This window comes from Sphingobium sp. GW821-FHT02B05 (assembly GCF_059421905.1).
The window spans coordinates 23,232-47,900 of the sequence record NZ_JBWKVW010000010.1; the positions used below are offsets into that span (position 1 = coordinate 23,232).

A 24,669-nucleotide genomic window follows, 5' to 3' on the forward strand; every position below is an offset into this window, starting at 1 on the left:
CGCCCGATGGATGCCGTTACGCTGTTTTCAGCGCAATCGCGGGATCGCCCGACCGCCATTGACCTGAATGACTTCGCCGGTGATGAAGCTTTGCGGACCCGAGAGCCAGAGCACCGCGTCGGCGATGTTGGAGGCTGTTCCAAGACGGCCCAGCGGCACGGCGGCAGCGATGCGCTGCCGAACTGCGGGGTCGGACAGGGCGGCGGCCGCCATCGGTGTGTCGGCCGTCGGCCCAGGGGCGATGCTGTTGATACGAATTCCGCGCGCGCCGAATTCGCACGCCAGCGCGCGGACCACGACATCGCCCGCGGCCTTGGTCGCCATATAGGCGGCATGATCGGGAAGAAGCGCATAGGCGCTGACCGACGAAATCTGGATGATTGATCCGTTGTCGCGGATGTTGCGCAGCACAGCCTGCATGAACAGGAAGGTGCCGACCAGTTGAACGTCGGTCACGCGCCGCAAATCGTCGATCGTGACGTCCAGAAAGGATTTGACCTGATTAACGCCGGTGGCGTTGACGGCAATGTCGAGCGCGCCGAACCGTCCGATCGTGGCGGCCAGGGTCGCATCGATCTGGTCCTGGCGGGTGATGTCGCACAGGTGGCTGTCGCCATCGATCGCCTTTGCCAGTCGTGCCAGTTGCTCCGCCTGCCGCCCCGCCACCATGACGCTGGCCCCTTCCGCTGCCAGCCGACGGGCGATAACCTGGCCCATATTGCCGTCGCCGGCGGCACCCATGACCAGCGCAACCTTGCCTTTCAGAGTCTGCATGTCTGGCATCCCGTCACAAGCATCGAAAAAAAGTCCCGCCGGCGAGCCGGCGGGACAGGGGAGAGACCTAGAATTTCCGGCCCAGCGTAATGCCGTAGGTCCGGGGAGCACCGGGGTTGCCGACCAGCCCCACATTTTCCAGCAGACTGAACGACATGTCGTATTTCCGGTTGGTCAGGTTCTTGACCCAGAGCGTCACCGACGACAGTTCGTCGCTCGATTTCCACTGTTCGGTCAGGCTGATCAATGTCCGGCCCGCAATGGCGAATTCATTCTGCGGGTCGCTATATTGCTTTGTCTGATAATTAACGTTCGCTGTGGTGTCGAATGTGCCGATCGCGGTGTCCAGCGTATAGGTCGCCGAACCTTGCAGCCCGAATTCCGGCGCGGAAACCAGACGCTTGCCCGCCGCGTCACGCGATCCGACCGCAACGAAATTGCCGGAAGGCAGGTAATCATAATTGGGCGCGAGCGGATAGGCCTTGTACTTGGCGTCCAGATAGTTGCCGCTCAGCGACAGGGTCAGCGCCCGCGTCGGCCGTGCGACGATCTCCAGATCGATGCCCTTGATCCGGGCGGCGGCCGCGTTCACCGAAATGATGCCGCCGAACGAACTATAAATTTGTTGTTGCAGGTTGGAATAGTCATACAGGAAGCCGGCAATGTTCACCCGCAGCTTGCGACCGAGCAGATCGCTTTTCAGGCCGATTTCATAGGCGTCGATTTCCTCTGGCTTGACGACCGGATTGGCGGCTTCGGTGAAGCCACCAAAGCTGATCTGGTTGAAGAAGCCCGCGTTGAAGCCGCGGCTCCACGAGGCATAGGCTAGCACATCGCGGGTCAGTTTGTGGTCCAAGGCTACGCGGAAATTGGGCTTCTTGAACGTTGCTTCTTCCGTACCCGACGATCCTGGAGTGATCGCGCCGCCACTGGCGGTCCGACCGGTGATTTCACGTTTTTCGATGGTGTAGCGGCCACCTAGCGTCAGATTGGTTTCGGGCAGGATTTCAGCCGTGGCTTGCGCATAGGCGGCATAGGCATTGGTCGTATCGCGCGAACGGATCGCGAAACCACCGGGGAAATACAGGCCGGTGAAGCGCGGGCCGTTGATGCCACTGTTCATATAATAATAGTAAACGCCGGCAACCCAGTGGACGGGTCCATCACCGCCGCTCGCCTGCAACTCCTGTGTGAATGAATTTCGATGATCCTGCCGCGTCAGCCGAACGGCGGCGAACGGCGTTCCATCGAAATCGATGTCGAGATCTTCGATCACATGGCGATAGGAGCTGATGCTCAACAGCTTTACAGCGCCGAGTTCCTTTTCGATGTTCAGCGCGGTGCCACTCTCGCGAGACCGAAAGCGCGGTTCGAATTCGGAATCATAATCATATTTGCTTGGCAAGGCGACCGTGGCGCCAGTGATGGAATTGAACGTGAAGCCCGTGAGCGTGCTGGGCGAGATGCCCAGGCCAAGTTGGCCGCGACGGTCGCTAAAGTCAGCCGTCAGCGTCGCTTTGGTTCCATCGCCATTATCATAGGCAATCTTGCCCCGAATTCCGTAACGCTTGGCGGTATAGGCCTCTTTGCCGGAATGGAGATTGGTGCCCCAGCCGTCATCCTGATTGAGGTAGAAGCCGGCGACATCGACGGCAAGGGCGTCGGACAGCTTGGCCGCAGCATAGATCCGGGCGGATGTTTCGTCATAATTGGCATAGCCGACCTGGGCGTCGACGCCCTGCCAGTCGAACGGGTTTTTGGTCGTGATCTGAATGACGCCGCCCGTCGCGTTGCGTCCGAAAAGCGTGCCCTGCGGCCCTTTGGCGACTTCGATGCTCTGGATATTGCTATAGTCCGCGCCCGTGCTGTCGAACGGCTGATAGACGCCGTCGATGAATGTGAGCACCGATGGCGACGTGCTGGTTCCATTGTTCCCGACGCCGCGCAGGAAGATCGGCGACCGTGCGCCCGTCGGATTGATCGTGAGGCCGGGGACCACGGTCGCCAGGTCCGCCGACGATACCAGTCCGACCTTTGCGAGCTGGTCGCCGCTGAAGGCTGCAACCGCGATCGGTACGCTCTGGGCCGATTCCGCCCGACGCTGCGCGGTCACCACGATATCAGCCAGACCCGAATCGTCTTTCTGCGCCTGGGGAGCCTGTGCCGGGATGGCGGCCGCATCGGCAGGAGGCGTTGGCGCAGTTTGTGCTGATGCCGGCATTGTGGTCAGAAGGCCGCTCAGCATCGCGATAGCCGATGCACCTGCATGCACGGACGTCACCACTTTTTTCATGGTCAATTCCCTTTATCTTGAATTTGTGATGGATGAATTCAGTGACTGCCGGGGCCTGCGGCGCTTCCTGCGCCATGGGGCGAAGACACATAGGGGCCAAGTTGCAGGATCAGCAGTCCGGCCAACATGGCCAGTCCGAAGAACATGAACAGGGCGAAGGCGTAACTTCCCGTAAGGTCAAAGCACAGGCTGCCCGCAAACACGCCCAGACCATTGCCCCAGCCCCAGCATAACCAGACGGCGCCCAGTGTGCCCGGTAGGGCCGTCGCCGCGAAATAGCGGCTCATCATGAAGGTCAGCAGATCGGCCTCCGCGCCGATGCCAAGGCCGATGAGCGTTATTGCCGCGACAAGCGCGAGATCGCTTGAACTTACGGAAAGAATGGCGATTCCCAGAGCGGAAATGAAGAAAATGCTGGCCGCGACATATTTGGCGTGGATGCGGTCGAGCAAAACCCCCAACCCCAGACGGCTGACCCAGGACGCTGCGCCAACAAACCCCACCATGGACGCGGCGGCGGTCGTTGTGAGCCCTCTGTCGGTGAGCACCGGTACGAGATTGGTGATGAGGCCGACCAGCGCGATCGAAATGGAAAAAATCGACACCGCAATGATCCAGAACGACTTACTTGTCCGAACCGCGTGAAAAAGTTTGAAAGCTTTGCCAGACGAGATTTGGGCCAGAGGTGCAGCTGGCGAGCGGAAGAAGAAGAGCAGGCCGAAAATCGATACGCCGCCCACAAGGGCTCCAATGCCGGCATAGGCGACGCGCCATCCATGGGCTTGCAACAGTATGTTGGCATAATGAGGCATCAGCAATGCACCGACACCTGAGCCACTCACCATGATTGCAAGCGCAAGACCGCGATTTTTGTCGAACTGCCGGGATATGGCGATGGCATAGGGCATGGCCGTGGCCGCAGAGCCGAAAAAGCCCATCAGCGAGAAAACAAGGCAGAACAGCGGTACGGACGGCGGCAACAGCGCCACCGACGAAATCATCAGCGCGAAAAGCGTCACGAAAACCATCACGACCGATCGCATAGACCAGCGGGACATGATGGAGCCCAGGACGAGGCTGCCAATTCCTGACACGATGAAGAAGCAGCTAAGCCCTGCTGTGGTAAAGCTGCGGTCCCAGCCGAATTCGTGAGAAATACTCTTTACAAAAATGCCCAGCACATAGGTAGCCACGACACCGGCGCCGACAGCGCAACCCAGCGCGCCTGCTACGACGGTCCACCAACGGTTAATGGGTGTGTCGAACATACCCTCTCCCTGCACTCATTGCGCTGAGCAAAACTTATATTTAATATGAACCTTCCTTGGAAGATAAATTCCACATCTGTCAAGCGGGTTTTGAATAATCATGGCATAAGCGCGATATTGCGTGGGATTATGCCGTCTCGTAATGCCTGAAGCGGCTTGCTGACGCCCGTTGACAAGACTTTTAATCTATAACATATTTTTATCAGATAAAAGCGAGAGGACGGTGATGATGTGTCATGATGCACGAACCAGCCAAGGAGGCTTGTGCTAGATGGGCCGCGCGATCCGTGGCTGCCTGAATGTCGAGGATTACGCCCGACTGGCTCGAAAACGCCTTCCCAGACCCATTGTCGATTTCTTCGACGGCGCGGCCGAAGATGAGCGCACGCTGGCGCGCAACCGGATGTCCTTCGAGGATTGGGCGCTACTGCCAAAAGCCATGCAGGATGTCAGTCACACAAGCGCGCGGGCGCGCATCATGGGGCAGGATGTTGAGTGGCCGTTTGTCATCGCGCCCACAGGTATGCCCGGTTTGCTTCATCCGGATGGCGAAATGGCCATCGCGCGCGCCGCCGAGGCTACGGGAGCGCTCTACACGCTGTCGACGATGGCCAGTCGCTCGATCGAGGAAGTGGCTGCTGCGACCACCGGCCCCAAGGCATTTCAGTTATATCTCTTCCGCGATCGGGGGTTGACGCTTGAATTGCTCCAGCGCGCGCGCGGGTCGGGATATGGTGCGCTGATCCTCACCGTGGATGTGCAGGTTCCCGCAAATCGCGAGCGAGACCGTCGCAGCGGGATGCTGATACCTCCGCGATTCGGTCTGCGATCGATGTTTGATTTCGCGCGCAGTCCCGGTTGGTGCTGGAATGTGCTGGTGCGACGGCCGGTAACGCTGGCGAATTTCTCCGGCGCGCGCGCCGACCCCGGCGTCCCTTTGTTGCAGTTCATCAATGAACAGTTCGATCCGGTTATCGGCTGGTCCGATCTGGAATGGGTGGCGCAGCACTGGAATGGACCAGTGGCAATCAAGGGCATAATGGCACCGGACGACGCGGCGCAGGCGGCGGCGCATGGTGCCGGGACGATCATCCTTTCCAACCATGGCGGGCGGCAACTCGATGGCGCCGTCGCGCCCATGGATATGTTGCCGGACGTGGTCGATCGGCTGGCGGGCAAGGCAGAGATACTCGTCGACGGCGGCGTGCGGCGCGGCACGGATATGCTCAAGGCCATGGCGCTCGGCGCAACGGGGTGCATGGCCGGGCGGGTTGGCCTCTATGGACTGGGGGCAGGGGGCGAGCAGGGCGCGCTGGGCGTGTTGCGTGCGTTGCGCACCGAATTCGACCGCAACCTGGCGCTTCTGGGCGTTACGAATGTCGGGCAGATCGATCGTTCGCGCATTCAAAGATTGATGCCTTCCCACCGGCAGGCCTGCAAGACGACTTGACAGCCGGAAATAAAAGTCTTTCACGGAAGATTAATGATCGGATTGCGACGCGCCAGCTTGTCGCACTGCACTATCGGGACAGGAGAGAAACATGGCTACCGCCGCGCTGACTTCAGAGACAATTCGCCCATTCGATCCCGCAGCCGAACTGAGTGAGGATGTGCGCACCCGCTTTTTCATTGACGGCGCGTGGGTCGCGCCCAGTGGCAGTGAGCGGTTCGATATCGTCTCACCCGTGACAGAAGAGGTGACGCTGAATGTCCCATTGGCGGGGCCGGCGGATATGGATGCGGCTGTCCATGCCGCGCGCCGCGCGTTCGATACCGGAGACTGGCCCCGCCTGACGCCGGCCGAGCGCGCGGTGTTTCTGCGCCGCATCGCGGATGAGATCGACAAGCGGGAGATGCTCTTTAAGCGGGTATGGACCGGGCAGGTGGGCGCGCCGCAATGGTTCGTCGGCGCGATTGCCGGCGCGGCTGCTCAGCACTTCCGCTATTATGCCGATCAGGCTGATACTTTCGCCTTCGAGGAAGATCGCGCTCCCGCCCACGGCCGGCTGAAGGTCGTTCGGGAGCCGGTGGGCGTTGCCGCGCTGGTGACGCCGTGGAACGCGCCGCTGGTCCTGCTGACCCAGAAGATGTCAGCAGCGCTGATGGCAGGTTGCACGGTCGTGGCCAAGCCAAGCCCGGAAACGCCGCTGGACGCGCTGATCCTGGCGGAATGCGTGTCCGCCGCGGGGGTGCCGGCCGGCGTCGTCAACGTGGTGCCAGGCGGGCGCGAAGTGGGCGACCTGCTGATCCGCGATGCACGGATCGACAAGGTCAGCTTCACCGGCTCCACCGCCGCCGGGCGTCACATCGCCAGCGTTTGTGGCGAGCGTCTGGCGCGGGTGGGCATGGAACTGGGGGGCAAGTCCGCGACTATCCTATGCGAGGATGCCGATATCGGCCTGTGGATGCAGACGCTCTCGCCCTTCACCATGCCGTTCAGTGGCCAGATCTGCTTTTCCCAGACCCGTGTGCTGGTGCCGCGCAGCCGCCACGCCGATTTCCTCGACGCCTATGTCGCCGCGACGGAAGGCATCAGGATGGGCGACCCCGCCGATCCGCAGGTGCAGATGGGGCCTGTCTCCATCGCCCGCCAGCGGGACCGCGTGCTCGACTATATCGGGATTGGCCAGGCCGAAGGCGCCCGGATCGCGACAGGCGGCGGCGCGTCTCCACTGTTCGACCGGGGCTATTTCATCACCCCGACCGTCTTTGATCGCGTGACGGCCGACATGCGGATCGCGCAGGAAGAGATTTTCGGTCCGGTGGTGTCGGTGATGGCCTATGACGGCGACGAGGAGGCCGTCCGGATCGCCAACAACAACGATTTCGGCCTGAGCGGATCGGTATTTTCGGCCGATGTCGGCCGGGCCGAGCGGATCGCGCGCCGGGTGCGGACCGGGCATATCAGCATCAACGGCTTCAACCTGGATAGCGCGGCCCCCTTCGGCGGGTACAAGCAGTCGGGCATCGGCCGCGAAAGCGGGCCGGAGGGGCTGGCGTCGTTCCTGGAAACCAAGGCGATGTTCCTGCCCGCCTGACCAAGGTCGGTTTGAAAATGCCCGAAACAGGGAGAGGATCATGACGAACAAGCCGGGATTCCGTCTGGATTTCGCACCGCATCTGGGTTTTCCGACCCCGGACCTGCCGCTTTTCGGCACGCTGATCGGGGATATATCGCCAGCCGCGCAGATTGCGTTTCTGGCCTCACAGGGTTTCCGTTGCATTCAGGATCCCTTCGCGGCCAGCCGCAGCGAGGCGGAACAGACCGCGGTTGGAGAGGCGGCGCGGGCGGCCGGGCTGGGTCTTGGCTGTTTCGTGTTCGCGCCGCTTGCCCGTGCCGGCCAGCCGGTCTGGAGCGCGACGGATGCAGCGGGCAGGGCCGCGCTGGACCATGATCTTGACGGCGCGATCGCCATCGGGCGGCGGATCGGCGCGCGCCATATTGCGGTGCTGACGGGGGCGGACCCCGCACGGTCGCGCGGCGAACAGATGTGCGCCATGACGGCCAATCTCGCACGGGTGGCCGACAGGGTGGCGGCCGAGGGAATGACGCTGTGCGTGGAGTCCGTGAATGCACAGCGCCTGCCCCATATGTTGCTCCACCATCTGGCTGACGCGATCGACGTGGTGCGGGGCGCCGGGCATCCGGCGGTTCGCCTGATCTTCGACACCGCGCACATCCAGGCGATGGATGGCGACATCATCGGCAATATGGACCGGGCGTGGGATCTGATCGAGCTGATCCAGCTTGCCGACAATCCAGGGCGGACCGAGCCAGGTGCGGGCGAACTCAATTTCGTGCGGATCATCGACGAGATCGAGTCGCGCGGGTTCACCGGGCCGGTCGAACTGGAACATGGCTGGGCCGGACCGGATGCGGAACGGCAGCAGCACTATCTGCAATGGCTCGGCCGCTGGGCGACGGGCGATGAAAGGAACGGGCATGTCGCCGCTTAGCAATCATCTGGAAAGTGCTCGTCTGGACGGGCGGGGCTATGTCGTGCTGGGCGCCGGCGGTGGCGGCCTGGGCGACGCGACCTGCGCGGCGCTAGCTGGCGCCGGGGCGCGCTTGCTGTGCGTCGATCGGTCGGAGGAACAGGCGGCGGCCGTGGCAGCGCAGGTGGGCGGCGAGGCATATGTCGCCGACGTGACCCGCCGGGCCGATGTCGAGGGCGTGTTTGCCCGTGCTCAGGCGGCCTTCGGTGATGATTTCGCCGGGGTGGTCAATGTCGTCGGCATGGCCAAGAATGCGCGCATCGACGAAATGGACGATGACGCTATCGGGCAGCAATTCGACATCGTGCTGCGACATGCGATTTTGACGGTTCAGGTCGCCGGGCCAATGCTCGCCGCGCGGGGCGGCGGCAGCCTGACCTTTGTGGGATCATTGTCAGGCTTGGCAGCCATTCCCAACCAGACCTTCTACGGCATCGCCAAGGCTGCGCTGCACCATCTGGTCCGCTATGCGGCACTGGAACTTGGGCCGCAGGGTGTGCGCGTGAACGGCGTGGCGCCAGGTTTCATCTCCACGCCCAGACTGGTCGCCATGCTGCCGCAGGAGATGTGGGATCGCGTAGCTGCCAACAATCCCCTGCGTCGGGTTGCGACGCCGGATGATATCGCCAAAGCGATTCTGTTCCTCGTGTCTGGCCTTGCGGATTATGTGAACGGGAACATACTCACTCTAGATGGAGGGTTCAGTCAGACTTTGACGCCGGGCGGCACGGACGTGCTGAGGGAAGCCCAGCGATGAGTGCGGTCGCCTTTGACGAAGCAGGCGCACAAGCCCAGCTGGCGCAGATCGGGGCGCGATTTGCACCCGACATTCTGGCCGCAACCCGTGATATCTACCGCACGGCGGTCGCCGCGGCGCCCTGGTCTGCGCGCCCGATCATCGCCGATCAGGCTTATGGTCCGCATCCACGGCACCGCGTCGACGTGTTTCCGACCGATGCGCCGGGCGCTCCCATACTGCTGTTCCTGCATGGCGGCGGGTTCGTTGGCGGCGATAAAAGTGGTGACCCGCTTTTCTACGGGAATGTGGGACGCTATTTCGCAGCGCACGGCTTTCTGGGCATCACCGCCAATTACCGACTGGCGCCGGACGCGCTCTGGCCGTCGGGCAATGAAGACGTTGCTGCCATCCTGGAGTGGATCGAGCGCAATGCCGTCAACCATGGCGGAGATCCTTCGCGGATCGTGATTATCGGTCAGTCGGCCGGTGCGGCGCATGTTGCCGGCTATCTGTTTGATCCGCGTTCTAATGGATATCGCAACAGGGCGGTGCGCGCTGTGGCGCTTCTCAGCGGCTTCTACCGCGCCAAGGAACCGATCATCGCCGGTCCACGCATCTATGTGGGCGACGATCTGGCGCTTTGGCCTGACCGGTCGCCCGCCTCCCATGTTGGTCCCGATCATCCACCGTTGCTGCTAAGCGTTGCGGAGTTCGATCCCGCGCAGATCGCTGACCAGACACTGGACCTCGCCATGGCGCTCAACACAGCCGATGGCCGCCCTCCCGAACTGCACTGGCTGGCCGGACATAATCATGTGTCGACGGTGCACGGTCTGGGGCTGGGGCTGGATCATGTTGGTAGATTGTTAAGGGAATTTGCCGGCCGCCACGTTGGTTGAGAAGAATATGCAGTAATAACATATATTTGGTTGAAAACTCGGTAGCGAAAAAACTTATATAAAATAAGTTTATTGACAAAGATGATCGCGTACGTAAGTCTTCCACATCAGATATAAGGATGGAGATCGCACCAACTGATCGCCATACCTGCAACGAAGGGTGAGAGGGACATGACGGTCCGACTGACTGCGGAAGAACGAACGCTTCTGGTCGATTCCACACGGGGCGTTCTGGAAGACAGCTGGCCCGTAGAGGGCGGCGTAGAGCGGTGCGATGACGCGACCGTGATGCAGCAGCAGGCCCGCGCTCTTGCAGAGATGGGGCTGACGTCCATCGGTACCGATGATGGACCTGGCGTTGGCGAGGCGGTTCTTATCATGGAAGAACTGGGTCGTGTGGCCTGTCCCGCGATCATCTCGGCCACGATCATCGCCAATCTCTTGATGGACGATACGCCTGACGCCTCAGTTCAGGAATTTCTGCGCGGCGTCCAGTGTGGCGAGATATTGCCTGCTCTTGCGCTGGGATCGTTCGATGGAGATCGGGCAGCGGGATCGGTGCGTTTATTCGAGGGCCGGATCACCGGGTCCTTGGCTTTCGTCGAAAATGCAGCGTCGGCGACGCATTTGTTGGTTCTGGCGGACGCGCCCTCAGGCCTGGCTGTTCTGACGCTGGATGGCGTGGCCGTGACGGCCGAACCGGGACTGGCCGTCCCTGCGCTAAGCAGCATTGAAGTCACCGCCGAGCCAGTCATCTGGTTCCCGCTTGAGGCGGACAGGCTGTCTGATGCAGCCCAGCTGATGCGTCTGTTGTGCGGCGCCCGCGCGCTGGGCAGCGCGCAGCGCGGCTTCGATCTCGCTCTGGACCATGCCAAGGTGCGGCGCCAGTTCGGTCATGTGATCGGCGAGTTTCAGGCGATTCAGCACAAGCTGGTCGATTGTTTCTCCAGGCTGGATGGCACCCGCCTGCTGTTCGGCAGCGCTGCTGCGGCCTATGATCGCGGCGATCCGGCATGGCGGGTTCTGACCGATGCCGTGATCGCCTATGCCGGTCCGGCCTTTCGCCAGCTCGCGCTGGAAGTGCACCACGTGCTGGGCGCAATTGGATATGCCGAGGAGCATGAAGCGCCCCGGCATTTCCGCCGGATCCATGCCGATCTGCTCCGCTTCGGCGGCACGGCGCGCGCTCGCGCCGGCCTTGCCGATTATCTGCTGCGCGACGCCGCCTGAGGACCAAGATGCCCAAGCTTCCTTCCCACGACCTCGACGATTCCGTCATTGCCTTTCGCCACGCGATCCGATCCTGGCTGGCGGAAAACTGGACCGATGCCGATCGCGAGGCGACCCGTGCGGGGCCATTGCGCAGCCGCCGCTGGAACCCCGAATTCTCGCGCAGGATGGGGCAGGCCGGATGGCTCGGCCTCGACTGGCCCAAGGAGTTTGGCGGACAGGCGCGCAGTCCCGGCGAGCAGCTTGCGTTCATCGAGGAACTGGAATTCGCCGAGGCTCCAACTGACTCTTACATGACGAACGAGACGATCGTCGGACCGGCGATCATCCAGTTCGGGACGGACGAGCAGAAGGCGAAATATCTCCCCGCCTTCCTGCGCGGCGAAACGCCTTTCTGTCTTCATTACAGCGAGCCGGAGGCGGGGTCCGATCTGGCGTCGCTGCGCACCTCGGCGCGGCGTGACGGCGACGACTGGATCATCTCCGGGCAGAAGCTGTGGTCCACCTATGGCGACCAGGCCGAAAACGCCTTTCTTGCCGTGCGGACGGACCCCGACGCGCGGCCCAAACATGCCGGCATCAGCGTGTTCCTGATGCCGCTCGACCTGCCCGGCATCAGCATCCGGCCCAGCATGGCGATGTACGGGCGCACTTTCTGCGCGACCTTCTACGACGATGTCCGGGTGCCCGGCAGCGCCCTGCTCGGCCCCGTCAATGGCGGCTGGAAGGTCATCACCAGCGCGCTGGCGGCAGAGCGCGTCATGATCGGCAACACCGTCGCCCATCTCCAGCATATTTTCGACACGCTGGTGCGGCACGTGCGGGATGATCACGCGTTGGCCAACGATCCGTTGATCCGGGACCGGATCGGATTGTTAGGCTGCGAAATCGAAATTGCGCGTCAGTTCACGTTGCGCAACGCAGACCTGAGCCAGGCTGGCCGCACGCCCATCTATGAAGCGGCGATGAGCAAGGTGTTCGTCGGAGAATTGCAGGAGCGGCTGGGCGAAGCGGCGCTCGACATATTGGGCGCGGGTGGTCTGTTGTCGGACGACGCGCCCTCTGCTCCCCTCGGGGGAATGGAGCAGGAGCTTCGCCATTCGCTGATGGGCGTGCTTGGCGGGGGCACCAGCGAGATTCAACGCAATATCATCGCGCTGCGCGGGCTGGGCCTGCCACGCATGTCCAACTGAATTTTCGTCGGTTCGATCCGGCTATCATCACGGGAAATATCTATGTCCGAACAGCTCATTACTTATGAACTCGATGGCAAGGTCGCTCGCATCGGCCTTAATCGGCTATCCAAGCGCAATGCACTCAACACTCCGCTCCAGGAGCAACTTCAGGCGGCGGTCATGCGGGCGCAGGAAGAAGCGCGGGTCGGACTGTTGTTCAGTCATGGCGAACATTTCTGCGCCGGGCTGGATCTGGCGGAAGCCGCAGGCTGGATGAACGATCACCTCAAGCACCTGGAAATGCGGATCGGATCGGCAGCGATTGGGCGGCCCTTCGACTATCTGGCGCGGGGCAAAATCCCCTTTGTTGTCGCGCTGAGCGGCGCGTGCATCGGTGGCGGGCTGGAAATCGCGTCGTGCTGCCACATCCGCGTCGGCGATGAGACGACCTTTTTCGCCCTGCCCGAAGGACAGCGAGGCATTTATATCGGTGGCGGCGGGTCCGTCCGCATCGCCCGGTTGCTGGGCGTCGCGCGCATGAGTGACCTGATGCTGACCGGGCGCGTCTTGACGGCAGATGAGGGCGAGCGCTTCAACCTCCTGCAATATCGCGTCGAAAAGGGGCAGCATATCGAACGCGCTGCCTCGCTGGCTCATCGCATCGCTGAGAATGCCGTTCTGACGAACTGGGCTATCGTGAACGGGCTTCCGCGCATTCAGGATTATTCCTACGATGACGGCCTGTTCGTGGAAGGCCTGTTCAGCCATGTCGCTGCAAGCCCGGAATCCACCGAGCGCCTTGCGGAATTCGTGGAAGGACGGGCGAAGCGACTGGCCGAACCCGGCAAATCGGGCGACCAGCACGCTTAAGCGTCAGGCTCGTTTGCTGCGATAATGAAGGGAGAGGATCATGGCGCTGCGCGACAATGCGATAGTGGGATTTGCGGAAACGAAGATCGAAGCGCGTTCCGGCCGTCACATCTGGGACTATTGCGCCGAAATATTGGCTTCGTTGCTGGAATCTACCGGCATCGAAAAGGGCGAGATTGACGGCCTGCTCATCAACGGGTCGATGACAGGGGCAGGCAACTGCTTCTGGTCCCAGACGACGTCGGAGTTTCTGGGGCTGGAACTTGATTTTTGCCAGACGGTCGATCTTGGCGGATCGTCCGCGGTTGCAGCCGTGAGCCGCGCCGCCGCCGCTCTGGATGCCGGATTGTGCAGCACCGTCTTTCTGCTGAATGTGGACACTGAATCGTCCGAGCAGAATCTTAACATGAAGTCCTTCCACGGCGAATGGATCCATCCCTATGGCATGATCGGTCCGCCGGCTGATTTCGGGCTGCTCAGTAGCCGGTACGACCATCTCTACGGGCTGGACCTGGAAGCGTTGGGCAAGCTTGCGGTGACGCAGCGCAACCATGCGCTCCTCAATGACAATGCCTGCGAGAAACTCCGCAAGCCGATCACCGTTGACGATTATCTTAATTCGCGGATGATCGCCGATCCCGTTCGGCTGCTCGATTGCGTGATGGTCTGTGATGGCGGCAATGGTCTGCTCATGACCACAGCCAAGCGCGCGCGGGAAAAGGGATTGGAGCGTTTTGTCGTACCGCTGGGCTATGGCGAGCGCACGAACTACGGCATCACCGACAATCTGACCGACATCACGCAGAGCGGACATCTTGTGGCCGGGAAAAAGGCTTTCGCGCAGGCGAGCCTGTCTATTGGCGACATGGATTTCTACCAGCCCTACGACGATTTCCTGATCGCGGTCGTCATGAAGCTGGAGATGATGGGCTTTGCAAAGCCCGGGCAAGGCGGCGCCTTCATCCGCGACCATGACATCAGCTTTGCCGGTGACCTGCCGATCAATACCGGCGGGGGGCAGATTTCAGCGGGTCAGCCAGGCCTTGCCGGCGGCGGGCTGAACCTCGTCGAAGGGGTGCGCCAGTTGATGGGTGAGGGCGGCGCGCGGCAGGTGAAAGACTGCCAATATGGTTTGGTAACCGGCATTGGTGGCATCACCTATGGCCGGAACTGGAACAGCAGCACCGCCTTGGTGCTCGGCGTTGAGGGATGAGCAGACATGACTGACATGTTGAACGATACGCTCAGTGTCGAACGCGCCACGCCCCGCCACTACAGCTTTTCCGAGCCCTATTGGGACGGAACGCGCAACAAGAAGTTGCTCGTCCAATATTGCCGGCATAGCGGGAATTATCAGATTTATCCCCGTCCCCTCAGCATCTTTACCGGAGGCCGCGATCTGGAGTGGCGCGAAGTGTCGGGTCGCGGGACTGTTTTTGCATGGACGATCGCGCGCATCGCACGTCCCCCTTTCGTCGGCCACACGCCCTATGCCGTCGTGACGGTTACGCTTGACGAGGGGGTCAACATCATCGCCGACCTCATCAACTGTCGGATGGAGCGCGTGTCGGTGGGCTTGCGGGTCCGGCCATGCTGGGCGCCCTTGCCGGACGGAACGAACCTGTTGCTCTTCGAACCGGAGGACGACGCCGGCTAATTTTTTTCGGGCTCGGCCTGAACAGGAGAAAATGGATGAATGACGCAAGCGCAGCCGCCGGTCCGTTGGCCGGCATCAAGGTAGTTGAGGTCTCCCAATATATTTCCGGCCCGTTCGCCGGTCAGCAACTGGCCGATGCAGGGGCAGAGGTCATCAAGGTGGAGCGTGCCGACGGGGGCGATCCCATGCGCAACTATGCGAGTGGCAAGGCACCCTTGTACGGGCCGAACTTCACGGCGATCAACCGCAACAAGCGCAGCGTCACGCTTGACCTGCAAAGCGATGAAGGCAAGGCCGCCTTCCGGGCGTTGGCGCAGCGGGCCGATGTCGTGCTGGAAAATTTCCGGCCGGACGTGATGGATCGTCTGGGGATCGGCTATGAAGCGCTGCGCGCGAGCAATCCCGGTCTGGTCTATTGTTCGATCGCCGGTTTTTCCGCTGATGGGCCCTATGCGCGCCGGCCAGCGTTCGACACGATCGGTCAGGCGCTGTCGGGCCTGCTGTATCTGTTCACCGATCCCGACAAGCCCGCCCTGCGCGGGCCGACGCTTTCCGATCAGGTAACCGGGCTCTACGCGGCGAACGCTATCCAGAGCGCGCTGATCGAAAGGGCCAGAACAGGCAAGGGCAAGCGTGTAGATGTCTCGATGCTGGACGCGACCATGTCCTTCATTCCCGACGCGTTCGCTTTCCACACCGAAAACGGTATGGAATGGGACTCCGAATTCCGGGCGTCCATGTCTCATTCGCTGGTTGTTAGCTGCGCCCAGGGTGAACTGCTCGCCGTCCACCTGGCCGGTCCCGAACATATGTGGGTGCGTTTCGCCAATGCGGTGGGCAGGCCGGACTTTGTCGATGATCCGCGGTTCAAGCCGCGCGCGACGCGGATCGACAACTGGGCTGCGCTCAAGGCGGAACTGGCCGACATCTTCGCCACGCGCACCCGGAGCGAGTGGGTCGACATCATGGTGGCCGCGGACGTGCCGGCAGCGGAGGTGTTGCGCATTCCCGAAGTGATGGAGAATGAAGGCGTGCGTCATGCCCAGATGTTCGAGACGGCCGAACATCCCGTCGCCGGGCCGGTAACGCTGATCCGCCGCGCAGCGCGTTTCGACGGCGAGCGCGGGCCGCCGCAGCGGCCGGCCGCGCTGTTGGGCGAACATACCGCCGAAGTGTTGGCGGAGATCGGCATGGCCTCACCATCGGCAACAGCAAATGTTGATGCCTGATTATCCTATAGTGAAAGCACTGGCATGAGAACGCAGCCGATTTCCTACCGGGCGGACGTGCAATTGACAGGAACGCTCTTCCTGCCTGAAAGTGACGCGCCTGTGGCAGGCGTCCTCGTGCTACCCGATATATTCGGCTATGGCGACCATGTGCTGGAACGGGCAGAGCGTATTGCCGGCCTTGGTTATGCCGCTTTCGCGGCGGATCTGCATGGTGATCAGCAGGTGCTCGAGCCAGAGGCGGCAATGGCTGAACTTGCCAGCTTCTACGAGGAGCCCAATCGCCCGTGCGGCCGCGGGGACGCCGCGCTGCGGGCATTGGCGGAACATCCTGCGGTTGATGGCGACAGGCTGGCCGCGATCGGCTTTTGCTATGGTGGACGACTGGCGTTGGAACTGGCTCGCATGGGGGCACCGTTGCGCGCGGTCGTCGGCTTTCACAGTAGTCTTGTGTCTTCTTATTCCAAAAGGCAAAGTGGCATGAGCGCAAAGATCCTTGCCTGTATCGGCAGTGAGGATCCGGGCGTTCCGTTGGCGGAACGTCTGGCATTCGAGGAGGAAATGCGCACCGCAGCGGTCGATTGGCAGTTGCATGTCTATGGTGGTGTCTATCATACCTTCACCAATTGGCGGGCGGACAGCTGGGGCAGGCCCGATTTCGCCCGCTACGATGCGACGGCTGACGCGCGCTCATGGACTGCCATGGCGACGTTGCTGGCTGAAACGATGCTGAAGCAATAGCGGCAGGGAGTGGATTAGGACTTGATGGCAGTCAAAACGCTGGTCGGAGACGTCGAATATTCGTTGGGGTCTCTGACAAAATCTCTTGGATTCATGACACGGGTCGTACAGGTCCAGATCAACGAACGCATCCGCGCCAGCGGAGGGATCGCCATTAGCCTAGCAGCATTTTCCCTTCTCAGGCTCATTCAGTCTAATCCCGGCATAAGGCAGGTGCATGCCGCCCGCATCCTGATGATTCAAGAATCGAACATGGCCAGTCTGACAAAAGATATGTTGATACGAGGGCTTGTCGAGCGACGGGAGGAGAGCGGTAAGCGCAATGGGTTATGGATTACAGCGGCAGGCGAAGGAGAGCTTGAAGCGAGCGGGTGGACAGACACGTTAGACCGTACTTATGCCGCCAGCCTCACCGATAAGGAGTATCGTACATTGCTGCAATTACTCGACCGCGTCTACCGCACATCACTGGCTTGATCGTGACAGTCATGCGTGCCGCTCAACGGTCTTCGATCTGGCTGACGTCGCGGACGGCGCCCTTGGCGGCGTTGGTGGTCATTGCGGCATAGGCGCGCAGGGCCGGGGACACGTCGCGCTTGCGGCCGAAGGGCTTCCATGCCTTGGGGCCGCTGGCTTCCATTTCGGCGCGGCGTTCCGCCAGCAGCGCGTCGTCCAGGTCCACCTTGATGACACGGGCCGGGATGTCGATGACGATCGGGTCGCCGGTCTGGACCAGCGCGATCAGGCCGCCCTCGGCCGCTTCGGGGGACACATGGCCGATCGACAGACCCGACGTGCCGCCGGAAAAACGCCCGTCGGTAATGAGCGCGCAGGCCTTGCCCAGCCCCTTCGACTTCAGATAGCTGGTGGGATACAGCATTTCCTGCATGCCCGGCCCGCCCTTTGGCCCTTCATAGCGGATGACGACGACGTCGTTGGCCTTCACTTCGTTGCCAAGGATGCCCGCGACCGCCGCGTCCTGGCTTTCATAGACGCGGGCCTGGCCGTGGAAGACGAGGATGCTTTCGTCCACGCCGGCCGTCTTCACGATGCAGCCTTCGGGCGCGAGGTTGCCGAACAGCACGGCCAGGCCGCCATCCTTGGAAAAGGCATGTTCGGCCGAACGGATCACGCCATGCTCGCGGTCAGTGTCCAGTTCCTCCCAGCGCTCGGATTGGCTGAACGCCGTCTGGGTCGGCACGCCGCCGGGCGCCGCGCGATAGAAGTTGCGCACTTCCTCGCTATTGGTGCGGCCGATGTCCCAGCGGGCGAGCGCGGCGGCCATGGTCGGCGCATGCACGGTCGGCAGGCTTGCGTCGATCAGGCCCGCGCGCTCCAGTTCGCCCAGAATCGCCATGATGCCGCCGGCGCGGTGGACATCCTCCATATGGACGTCGTTCTTGGCCGGTGCGACCTTGCACAGGCACGGCACGCGGCGCGACAGCCGGTCTATATCGGCCATGGTGAAGTCGATCCCGCCTTCATAGGCGGCCGCCAGCAGGTGCAGCACCGTGTTGGACGACCCGCCCATTGCGATGTCCAGGCTCATGGCATTTTCGAACGCTGCGAAATTGGCGATGCTGCGCGGCAGGACGCTCTCGTCATCCTGCTCGTAATAGCGTTTGGTGATGTCGACGATGACATGGCCGGCTTCACGGAACAGGCGCTCGCGATCGGAGTGGGTGGCCAGCGTCGACCCATTGCCCGGCAGCGACAGGCCCAGCGCTTCGGTCAGGCAGTTCATCGAATTGGCGGTGAACATGCCCGAACAGCTGCCGCAGGTGGGGCAGGCCGACCGTTCGATGGTCTTCACTTCCTCGTCCGTATAATTTTCGTCGGCGGCGACGACCATGGCGTCGACCAGGTCGAGCGCGACCTTCTTGCCACGCACGGTCGCCTTGCCCGCTTCCATCGGCCCGCCGGACACGAAGACGACCGGGATGTTGAGGCGCATCGCGGCCATCAACATGCCGGGCGTGATCTTGTCGCAGTTGGAGATGCACACGATCGCGTCGGCGCAATGGGCGTTGACCATATATTCGACGCTGTCGGCGATCAGATCGCGGCTGGGCAGCGAATAGAGCATGCCGCCATGGCCCATGGCGATCCCGTCATCGACCGCGATGGTGTTGAATTCCTTGGCAACGCCGCCCGCCGCCTCGATTTCCCGAGCGACCAGCTGGCCGAGATCCTTCAGATGCACATGGCCGGGCACGAACTGGGTGAAGCTGTTAGCTATCGCGATGATCGGCTTGCCGAAATCCTCGTCCTTCATCCCCGTCGCGCGCCACAGCCCGCGCGCGCCTGCCATGTTGCGGCCATGGGTGGTAGTACGGGAACGGTATGCGGGCATGTCAATTCCTTCGTCGATATCGTTCCCTATTTGCTTCTCCGGATAATGTGAAATATATTATTATATTCGCTTTAAGTCGTAGGACAACTTTATGGATGTGCGTCAGCTTCGCCATTTCGCGGCCGTTGCAGAATTGTTGCATTTTGGACGGGCGGCCGATCAACTGGGCATGACGCAGCCGCCGCTCAGCCAGTCCATCATTGCTCTGGAACGAAAGCTGGGGGCGTCGCTTTTTCTGCGGACCAAGCGCCGTGTCGCCCTGACGGCGTTTGGCGCGCAGTGGCTGGAAAAAGTCGGCCCTGTGCTGCGGCAACTCGACGCGCTGGAAGATGTCGCGCGCATGCTGCGCGATGGGCGGGAGGGCCAGCTGACATTGTCGTTCATCACTATAGCCGACTATAATTTGTTGCCACGGCTCGTCCAGGAATTCACGGCGCTTTGGCCGGATGTCGACCTCCACTTGCACGAAGCGACCAGTGATATGCAGATACCCGCGCTGCTGGATGGCCGCTGCCATGCCGGCATCATCATCCCGCCGGCCACGCCCCTGCCGCATGCGCTCGATTTCATGCCCCTGATGAAGGAGCCTCTGGTGGTCGCGGTGCCGCAAGAATGGATAAGGCTGGGTCGACTGGTGCCGCAGGATGGATGCATTGCGGCGCAGAGCATTGCAGGACTGCCGCTAATCATATTTCCGCGTGAACTTGCGCCGTCCTTCCATGATCTCGTCAAAGACTATGTTGCCAGCCGGGATGGAAGCGTCAATGTCGCGCAGCAAGCGATTCAGATGCAGACGATCATAAGCCTGGTATCTGCCGGTCTGGGCATGGCGTTGGTGCCGGTTTCCCTCAAAAACATGGCACGATCAGGCGTGCAATATCTGGATTTACAGGACGCGCCGATGCTTGAGACGGGCATCGCCTGGAAAAAGGCGGATGACAGCCCAACATTGCAGCACCTTCTGGCGATCGCACGAAATTTATGCCGCGATAAGGAAAGGGGCCATTGAAATCTTCTGCGGAAGATTTATTCAGACAGAGGATCGATGCTGGCATGGCCATCCCGGCCTAACGTTGCCGACGACATCGTCGCGATAATTGCAGGAGAGAAGAATGGGAATTCAGGCACGGATGAAAGTCGCGCGGATGCACGAGATCGGCGCACCGCTTGTACTGGAGGAAATGGACACACCGACGCCCGGTGCGACCGATGTCCTCGTACAGGTCAAGGCCTGTGGGATCGTTCCCAATCTCGCCAATATCCTGGCCATGTGGCCGACATGGTATCCGCAATATCCGCTGCCGCCGCTTCCTGCGATCTTTGGACTGGATCCGGCCGGTGAAATCGTGGCCGTGGGTGATCATGCCTATGGCTATTCCGTCGGGCAACGCGTGTATGTCAATCCGGGCCGTTCTTGCGGCACTTGTGATGCCTGCATGACAAACAATCAGGTCACCTGCGAATATTACACGTTCAACGGCTATTTCGGGCACACGGATCTGTCGTGGAAAATGTTCGAACGCTATCCATATGCGGGATTCGGCGAGTTCATGACCGCCCCCACAAGTGCCCTGGTCCCTATTCCAGATTCCATGAGCTATGAGCAGGCGGCAAGGCTGGGCTATATCGGTACTGCTTATTCGGGCCTTAAAAAAGGCAAGCTTTCGGTCACCTCGACCGTGCTTGTCAATGGATGCAGCGGCACGCTGGGGCTGAGCGGCGTGCTGTGCGCACTCGCCATGGGGGCTCCGCGCATTCTGGGTACGGGCAGGGACCGCGATCTGCTTGCAAAGGTGAAGGCGCTGGCGCCCGACCGCATCGAAGTCTTTTCGACCTTGGACGGGTCGATCACGGACTGGGTGGCGCAGGTCACCGGCGGGGAGGGGGCACATGTCGTTCTGGACTGCCTTGGTCCGGGCACGCCACATGAGATGCTGATCCAGGCCATGTTCAGTCTGGCGCGGGGTGGCACATTGGTCAATGTCGGCGCCGTCCAGGGCACCTTTCCGGTCAAGATGGACTTCATCTCCACAGCCAATCGCGCGCTGTTGGGTTCCAACTGGTTCACGACGCAGGAAGCGCGTGAGTTGTCGGCGCTGGCTGGCAGCGGGTTGCTGAACATGTCCGTCTTCGAACATCATGGACACAAGATGGAAAATATCAACGAGGCGATTTCGGGGATGACGAGCCGCAACGGCGGCTTTTCCAACTTTATCATCTATCCTTGAATTGCCATGGCGCGCGGCTGATCCCAACGATTGCCGCGCGTTCGACCAAACAGAAAGTTTCAGCAAGGATCCAAGATGGCTGGACGTGTTGTAACGCATTTCGACCGGGCCGAAGCGGATGTGATCGACGGCCTGGCATCGGCGGGCGTGTCCACGGTGCATGAAGCTCAGGGTAGGATAGGGCTGCTCGCCGCTTATATGCGGCCAATTTATCCCGGCGCCCGCGTCGCTGGTACCGCGATAACCATCTCGTCTCCGCCGGGTGACAACTGGATGCTGCATGTCGCCATCGAACAATTGCAGGCGGGCGATATTCTTGTGCTGGCGCCTACGTCCCCTAGTGAGGATGGCTATTTCGGCGATCTGCTGGCAGCGTCGGCCATGGCTCGCGGATGCCGCGGACTGGTTATCGATGCGGGCGTGCGCGACGTTCGCGACCTGACGCGCATGGAGTTTCCGGTGTGGTCGAAGACTGTGTCGGCGCAGGGCACGATCAAAGGCACGCTGGGATCGGTCAATGTTCCGATCGTATGCGCACGGGCTGCCGTCGAGCCAGGCGACATTATCGTGGCAGATGATGATGGCGTGTGCGTGGTGAAGAGGGCCGACGCCGCGGCGGTGCTGGCTGCCGCGCGCAAGCGCGAGGAAGTGGAGGAGGTCAAGCGCCAGCGATTGATGGCGGGCGAACTTGGTCTCGACATCTATGATATGCGTGGCCGGCTGGAACAGATGGGCCTGCGCTACGAATGATGTTTCGGCGCGCCGGTGCGCGTCGGTTCACAAGGACATGCTTGTTGTGAAAATTAGAAATGCCTGTCCTGCGCGCTAACCGCAGGCCAGGCATTTTTCGATATGCATGAGGTCAGAATTCAAATCCGCCTGTGACCCCATAGGTACGGGGCGGCGCCGGGTTGCCGACCAGGCCGGCCGGAGCCAGAATGTTGATGGCATGGTCATAGCGTTTGTTCAGTAGGTTCTTGGCCCAGACCGACATGAAGAATTTGCTGTCTGGCGCCGACCATCTTTCTGTAACGTTGAGAACATAGCGCGTAGGGATTTTGAAGGCGTTGTTCGGATCAGCGAATGTACGACCGCGATAATTGACGTTCGCCGTCGTGGTGAAGTCGCCGATGTCGGTTTCCAGAACATGGCTTGCGGATGCCGTGTAGCTGATCCTGGGCGCGTTCGTGATGACCTGGCCCGCCGCATCGATATTGCCGACGGCAATGATGGATCCATTAGGCTGTCGAACATAGTTCGGCGCGAACTTATAACTCTTATAGTGGGAATCGAGATAGGTGCCCGAAAGCGACAGGGTGAGAGCGTTGGCCGGACGCGCGACGATCTCAAAATCGATGCCTTTCATGCGGGCGGAGCCGGCATTGATGGTCACGACAGCTCCCTGTTCGTAGATTTGCTGCTGCAATCCCTTATAGTCGTACAGGAAGCCGGACAGGTTGACGCGCAGATGCCGATCGAGCAGGTCGAGCTTGGTCCCAACTTCATAGGCGGTCAGAAACTCCGGCTTCACTTCGGGATTTTGCTGCGTCGTGGCGAATCCGGCAAGGCTCGACTGGTTGAAATAGCCGGCGTTGAAGCCCTTGGAAGCCGACGCATAGACAAGCGCGCCCGAGCCGAATTTATGATCCAGAGCAATGCGCCAGGTCGGTTCTTTGAACTTCTGGGACAGGCTGCCACGTCGGCCAGGCGCTTCCACGCCGGACTGCAGCACATATCCTTCAATCTTCCGCTTTTCCACGGTGTAACGGGCGCCGATCGTCAATTTGGTGTCAGGAGATATTTCATATGTTCCCTGTGCATAAGGCGCGATGGATTCATCGGTGTCCTTGGCATAGGCGCCATTCGCATTGATCTGGAATGGGACCAATTCGGCCTTGGCATTATAATAGAATACCCCGCCGACCCACTGGAACGGGCCACTGCCATCCGACAGCAACTGCAATTCCTGAGTGAAGGCCGTGCGCGGATCGCGATTGATGCTCAGGTTCACCGTACTGGCCGGGCCGCCATCAAAATCGATCTTCGCCCGCTCCAGTCCCTTGCGGTAGGCGGTGATGCTGCGGAAGGTGAGGTCCGAAAATTCGGTTTCGAACGTCGCGCTCGTGCCCCATTCCTTCGCCTTGAAATAAGGCGTGCGTGGCCCTGCGTTCAGATCATAGGGGCCAGGATAAAAGCCGCCCCTGCGCCGCAGGGCACCCGCGACAAACAAGACATCATATCCCACGGCCGGCGAGACGTTCGTTCCCGCGTTTCCGCGCACCTGACCATAATCGCCCGAGATGGTCAGCCGGGTCGAATCCGAAAGTTCCAGGCGCATCCGTGAGCGCGCTGAAAATTTACGGGTGCGGAAGACGTCCTCGCCGTTGAACACGTTCGTTCCAAAGCCATCTTGCTGATTGCTGTAGCTCACGGCCAGATCGACGGCGACGCCGGTGGCCAGTCCGCCAGTGACATAGCCGGATGCGTCTATTGTGCTGTAGTTTCCATAGCCGATCTGCACCTTGGCGCCCGGCGTTTCGCTTGGGGGCTTGGTCGTGATCTGAATGACACCGCCCGTTGCATTGCGACCAAACAGGGTGCCCTGCGGTCCTTTAAGAACTTCAAGGCTGGCTATATTGGCCAGATCCATGCTGTTGCCGAACGGCATGTACACGCCGTCCACGAATGTCAGGACTGCTGGCGTGGTATTGGTGCTGTTGGTGCCTACACCGCGAATGAAGATTGAGGGCCTGGACGATGTCGGCTGGATGATGAGGCCACCGACTATGGATGTCATGTCCTCGGTGCTGCGCACAGCGGTCTTCTGAAGGCTGTCCGACGAAAAGCTCTGCAGCGAAATGGGGACAGACTGCGCGGATTCAGAGCGCCGTTGTGCCGTTACGACGATGTCGTCAATCTGTCCGTTGCTGGAAGTACGCGCAATGGCGGTATCCGTGGCCTGACCCGGAATTGTATCGGCCTGCGCATGGCACTCTGCCGAAACGAGCGCGAGCATGGATGTCGACAAGACAGCAAAATGCGATCTCGCCCATTTTGAAATAGGCATACCCTTTATCCTCTCTCTTTTATCTTCCATGTAAGATAAACAAGGTGCGGCCGGATAATCAAGCGGTTTCTGCCGATAATATCGTGTGACGTTTGGCGAAGGGCGGCGAGCATTAGATGCTTTAAGGCAGTTGATAAGGTTGATGTTACA

Annotated in this window: 21 protein-coding genes; 16 read left to right on the forward strand and 5 right to left on the reverse strand. The window is 61.0% G+C overall.

Annotated features, from left to right (window positions below; translation table 11 throughout):
- Positions 1-27 precede the first annotated feature (27 nt).
- From AC07UX_RS18700 to AC07UX_RS18710, 3 genes are all read right to left on the reverse strand, one after another.
- Positions 28-774, reverse strand: coding sequence for an SDR family NAD(P)-dependent oxidoreductase (locus AC07UX_RS18700; protein WP_495193483.1), 747 nt, complete (start codon positions 772-774; stop codon positions 28-30).
- Between the two features lie 67 nt (positions 775-841).
- The gene (locus AC07UX_RS18705; RefSeq protein WP_495193484.1) at positions 842-3,067 is read right to left on the reverse strand and encodes a TonB-dependent receptor; all 2,226 of its coding nucleotides are present in this window, start codon (positions 3,065-3,067) and stop codon (positions 842-844) included.
- Between the two features lie 38 nt (positions 3,068-3,105).
- Entirely contained in the window at positions 3,106-4,335 is a 1,230-nt protein-coding gene (locus tag AC07UX_RS18710) for an MFS transporter (protein ID WP_495193485.1), read from the reverse strand.
- A 271-nt stretch (positions 4,336-4,606) separates the two neighbouring features.
- On the opposite strand from AC07UX_RS18710, the gene AC07UX_RS18715 reads away from it, so the two are divergent.
- The 13 genes from AC07UX_RS18715 (at position 4,607) to AC07UX_RS18775 (ending at position 17,348) form a co-directional block, all read left to right on the forward strand.
- Positions 4,607-5,785, forward strand: a complete 1,179-nt coding sequence (locus tag AC07UX_RS18715; protein ID WP_495193486.1) for an alpha-hydroxy acid oxidase — start codon at positions 4,607-4,609, stop codon at positions 5,783-5,785.
- Positions 5,786-5,876: 91 nt separating this feature from the next.
- Positions 5,877-7,373 (forward strand): aldehyde dehydrogenase, encoded by a 1,497-nt coding sequence (locus tag AC07UX_RS18720; protein WP_495193487.1) that lies wholly within the window; start codon positions 5,877-5,879, stop codon positions 7,371-7,373.
- 40 nt (positions 7,374-7,413) lie between these two features.
- Complete coding sequence (locus AC07UX_RS18725) at positions 7,414-8,292, forward strand: TIM barrel protein (RefSeq protein ID WP_495193488.1); 879 nt, start codon at positions 7,414-7,416, stop codon at positions 8,290-8,292.
- A complete protein-coding gene (locus AC07UX_RS18730; RefSeq protein WP_495193489.1) occupies positions 8,279-9,088 on the forward strand; it encodes an SDR family NAD(P)-dependent oxidoreductase in 810 nt (269 codons plus the stop codon). Before AC07UX_RS18725 ends, AC07UX_RS18730 begins: the two co-directional genes overlap by 14 nt.
- Entirely contained in the window at positions 9,085-9,969 is an 885-nt protein-coding gene (locus AC07UX_RS18735; protein ID WP_495193490.1) for an alpha/beta hydrolase, read from the forward strand. The genes AC07UX_RS18730 and AC07UX_RS18735 overlap by 4 nt, the downstream gene beginning before the upstream one ends.
- A gap of 171 nt (positions 9,970-10,140) precedes the next feature.
- Positions 10,141-11,199, forward strand: coding sequence for an acyl-CoA dehydrogenase family protein (locus tag AC07UX_RS18740; protein ID WP_495193491.1), 1,059 nt, complete (start codon positions 10,141-10,143; stop codon positions 11,197-11,199).
- An 8-nt stretch (positions 11,200-11,207) separates the two neighbouring features.
- Positions 11,208-12,392, forward strand: a complete 1,185-nt coding sequence (locus tag AC07UX_RS18745; RefSeq protein WP_495193492.1) for an acyl-CoA dehydrogenase family protein — start codon at positions 11,208-11,210, stop codon at positions 12,390-12,392.
- A 42-nt stretch (positions 12,393-12,434) separates the two neighbouring features.
- Positions 12,435-13,244, forward strand: coding sequence for a crotonase/enoyl-CoA hydratase family protein (locus AC07UX_RS18750; protein WP_495193493.1), 810 nt, complete (start codon positions 12,435-12,437; stop codon positions 13,242-13,244).
- Between the two features lie 40 nt (positions 13,245-13,284).
- Complete coding sequence (locus tag AC07UX_RS18755) at positions 13,285-14,457, forward strand: thiolase family protein (RefSeq protein WP_495193494.1); 1,173 nt, start codon at positions 13,285-13,287, stop codon at positions 14,455-14,457.
- 6 nt (positions 14,458-14,463) lie between these two features.
- Complete coding sequence (locus AC07UX_RS18760) at positions 14,464-14,901, forward strand: Zn-ribbon domain-containing OB-fold protein (RefSeq protein ID WP_495193495.1); 438 nt, start codon at positions 14,464-14,466, stop codon at positions 14,899-14,901.
- Between the two features lie 35 nt (positions 14,902-14,936).
- Positions 14,937-16,130 carry a CaiB/BaiF CoA transferase family protein gene (locus AC07UX_RS18765; RefSeq protein WP_495193496.1) on the forward strand — a complete coding sequence of 398 codons (1,194 nt, stop codon included), beginning with the start codon at positions 14,937-14,939 and terminating at the stop codon, positions 16,128-16,130.
- 24 nt (positions 16,131-16,154) lie between these two features.
- Entirely contained in the window at positions 16,155-16,871 is a 717-nt protein-coding gene (locus tag AC07UX_RS18770) for a dienelactone hydrolase family protein (RefSeq protein ID WP_495193497.1), read from the forward strand.
- A 24-nt stretch (positions 16,872-16,895) separates the two neighbouring features.
- On the forward strand, positions 16,896-17,348 hold the full coding sequence (locus tag AC07UX_RS18775) for a MarR family winged helix-turn-helix transcriptional regulator (protein WP_495193498.1): 453 nt from the start codon (positions 16,896-16,898) through the stop codon (positions 17,346-17,348).
- A 22-nt stretch (positions 17,349-17,370) separates the two neighbouring features.
- Here AC07UX_RS18775 and ilvD read toward each other — a convergent pair whose 3' ends face one another.
- Entirely contained in the window at positions 17,371-19,224 is a 1,854-nt protein-coding gene (gene ilvD, locus AC07UX_RS18780; protein ID WP_495193499.1) for a dihydroxy-acid dehydratase, read from the reverse strand.
- Between the two features lie 91 nt (positions 19,225-19,315).
- Between ilvD and AC07UX_RS18785 the strand changes: the two genes are divergently transcribed.
- The 3 genes from AC07UX_RS18785 to ligK all read left to right on the forward strand — a co-directional run bounded on the left by AC07UX_RS18785 (position 19,316) and on the right by ligK (position 22,202).
- Positions 19,316-20,233, forward strand: coding sequence for a LysR family transcriptional regulator (locus AC07UX_RS18785; protein ID WP_495193500.1), 918 nt, complete (start codon positions 19,316-19,318; stop codon positions 20,231-20,233).
- Between the two features lie 103 nt (positions 20,234-20,336).
- Entirely contained in the window at positions 20,337-21,452 is a 1,116-nt protein-coding gene (locus AC07UX_RS18790; RefSeq protein ID WP_495193501.1) for an alcohol dehydrogenase catalytic domain-containing protein, read from the forward strand.
- 75 nt (positions 21,453-21,527) lie between these two features.
- Complete coding sequence (gene ligK / locus AC07UX_RS18795; RefSeq protein ID WP_495193502.1) at positions 21,528-22,202, forward strand: 4-carboxy-4-hydroxy-2-oxoadipate aldolase/oxaloacetate decarboxylase; 675 nt, start codon at positions 21,528-21,530, stop codon at positions 22,200-22,202.
- Between the two features lie 112 nt (positions 22,203-22,314).
- Here ligK and AC07UX_RS18800 read toward each other — a convergent pair whose 3' ends face one another.
- On the reverse strand, positions 22,315-24,519 hold the full coding sequence (locus tag AC07UX_RS18800; RefSeq protein ID WP_495193503.1) for a TonB-dependent receptor: 2,205 nt from the start codon (positions 24,517-24,519) through the stop codon (positions 22,315-22,317).
- Positions 24,520-24,669: the final 150 nt, after the last annotated feature.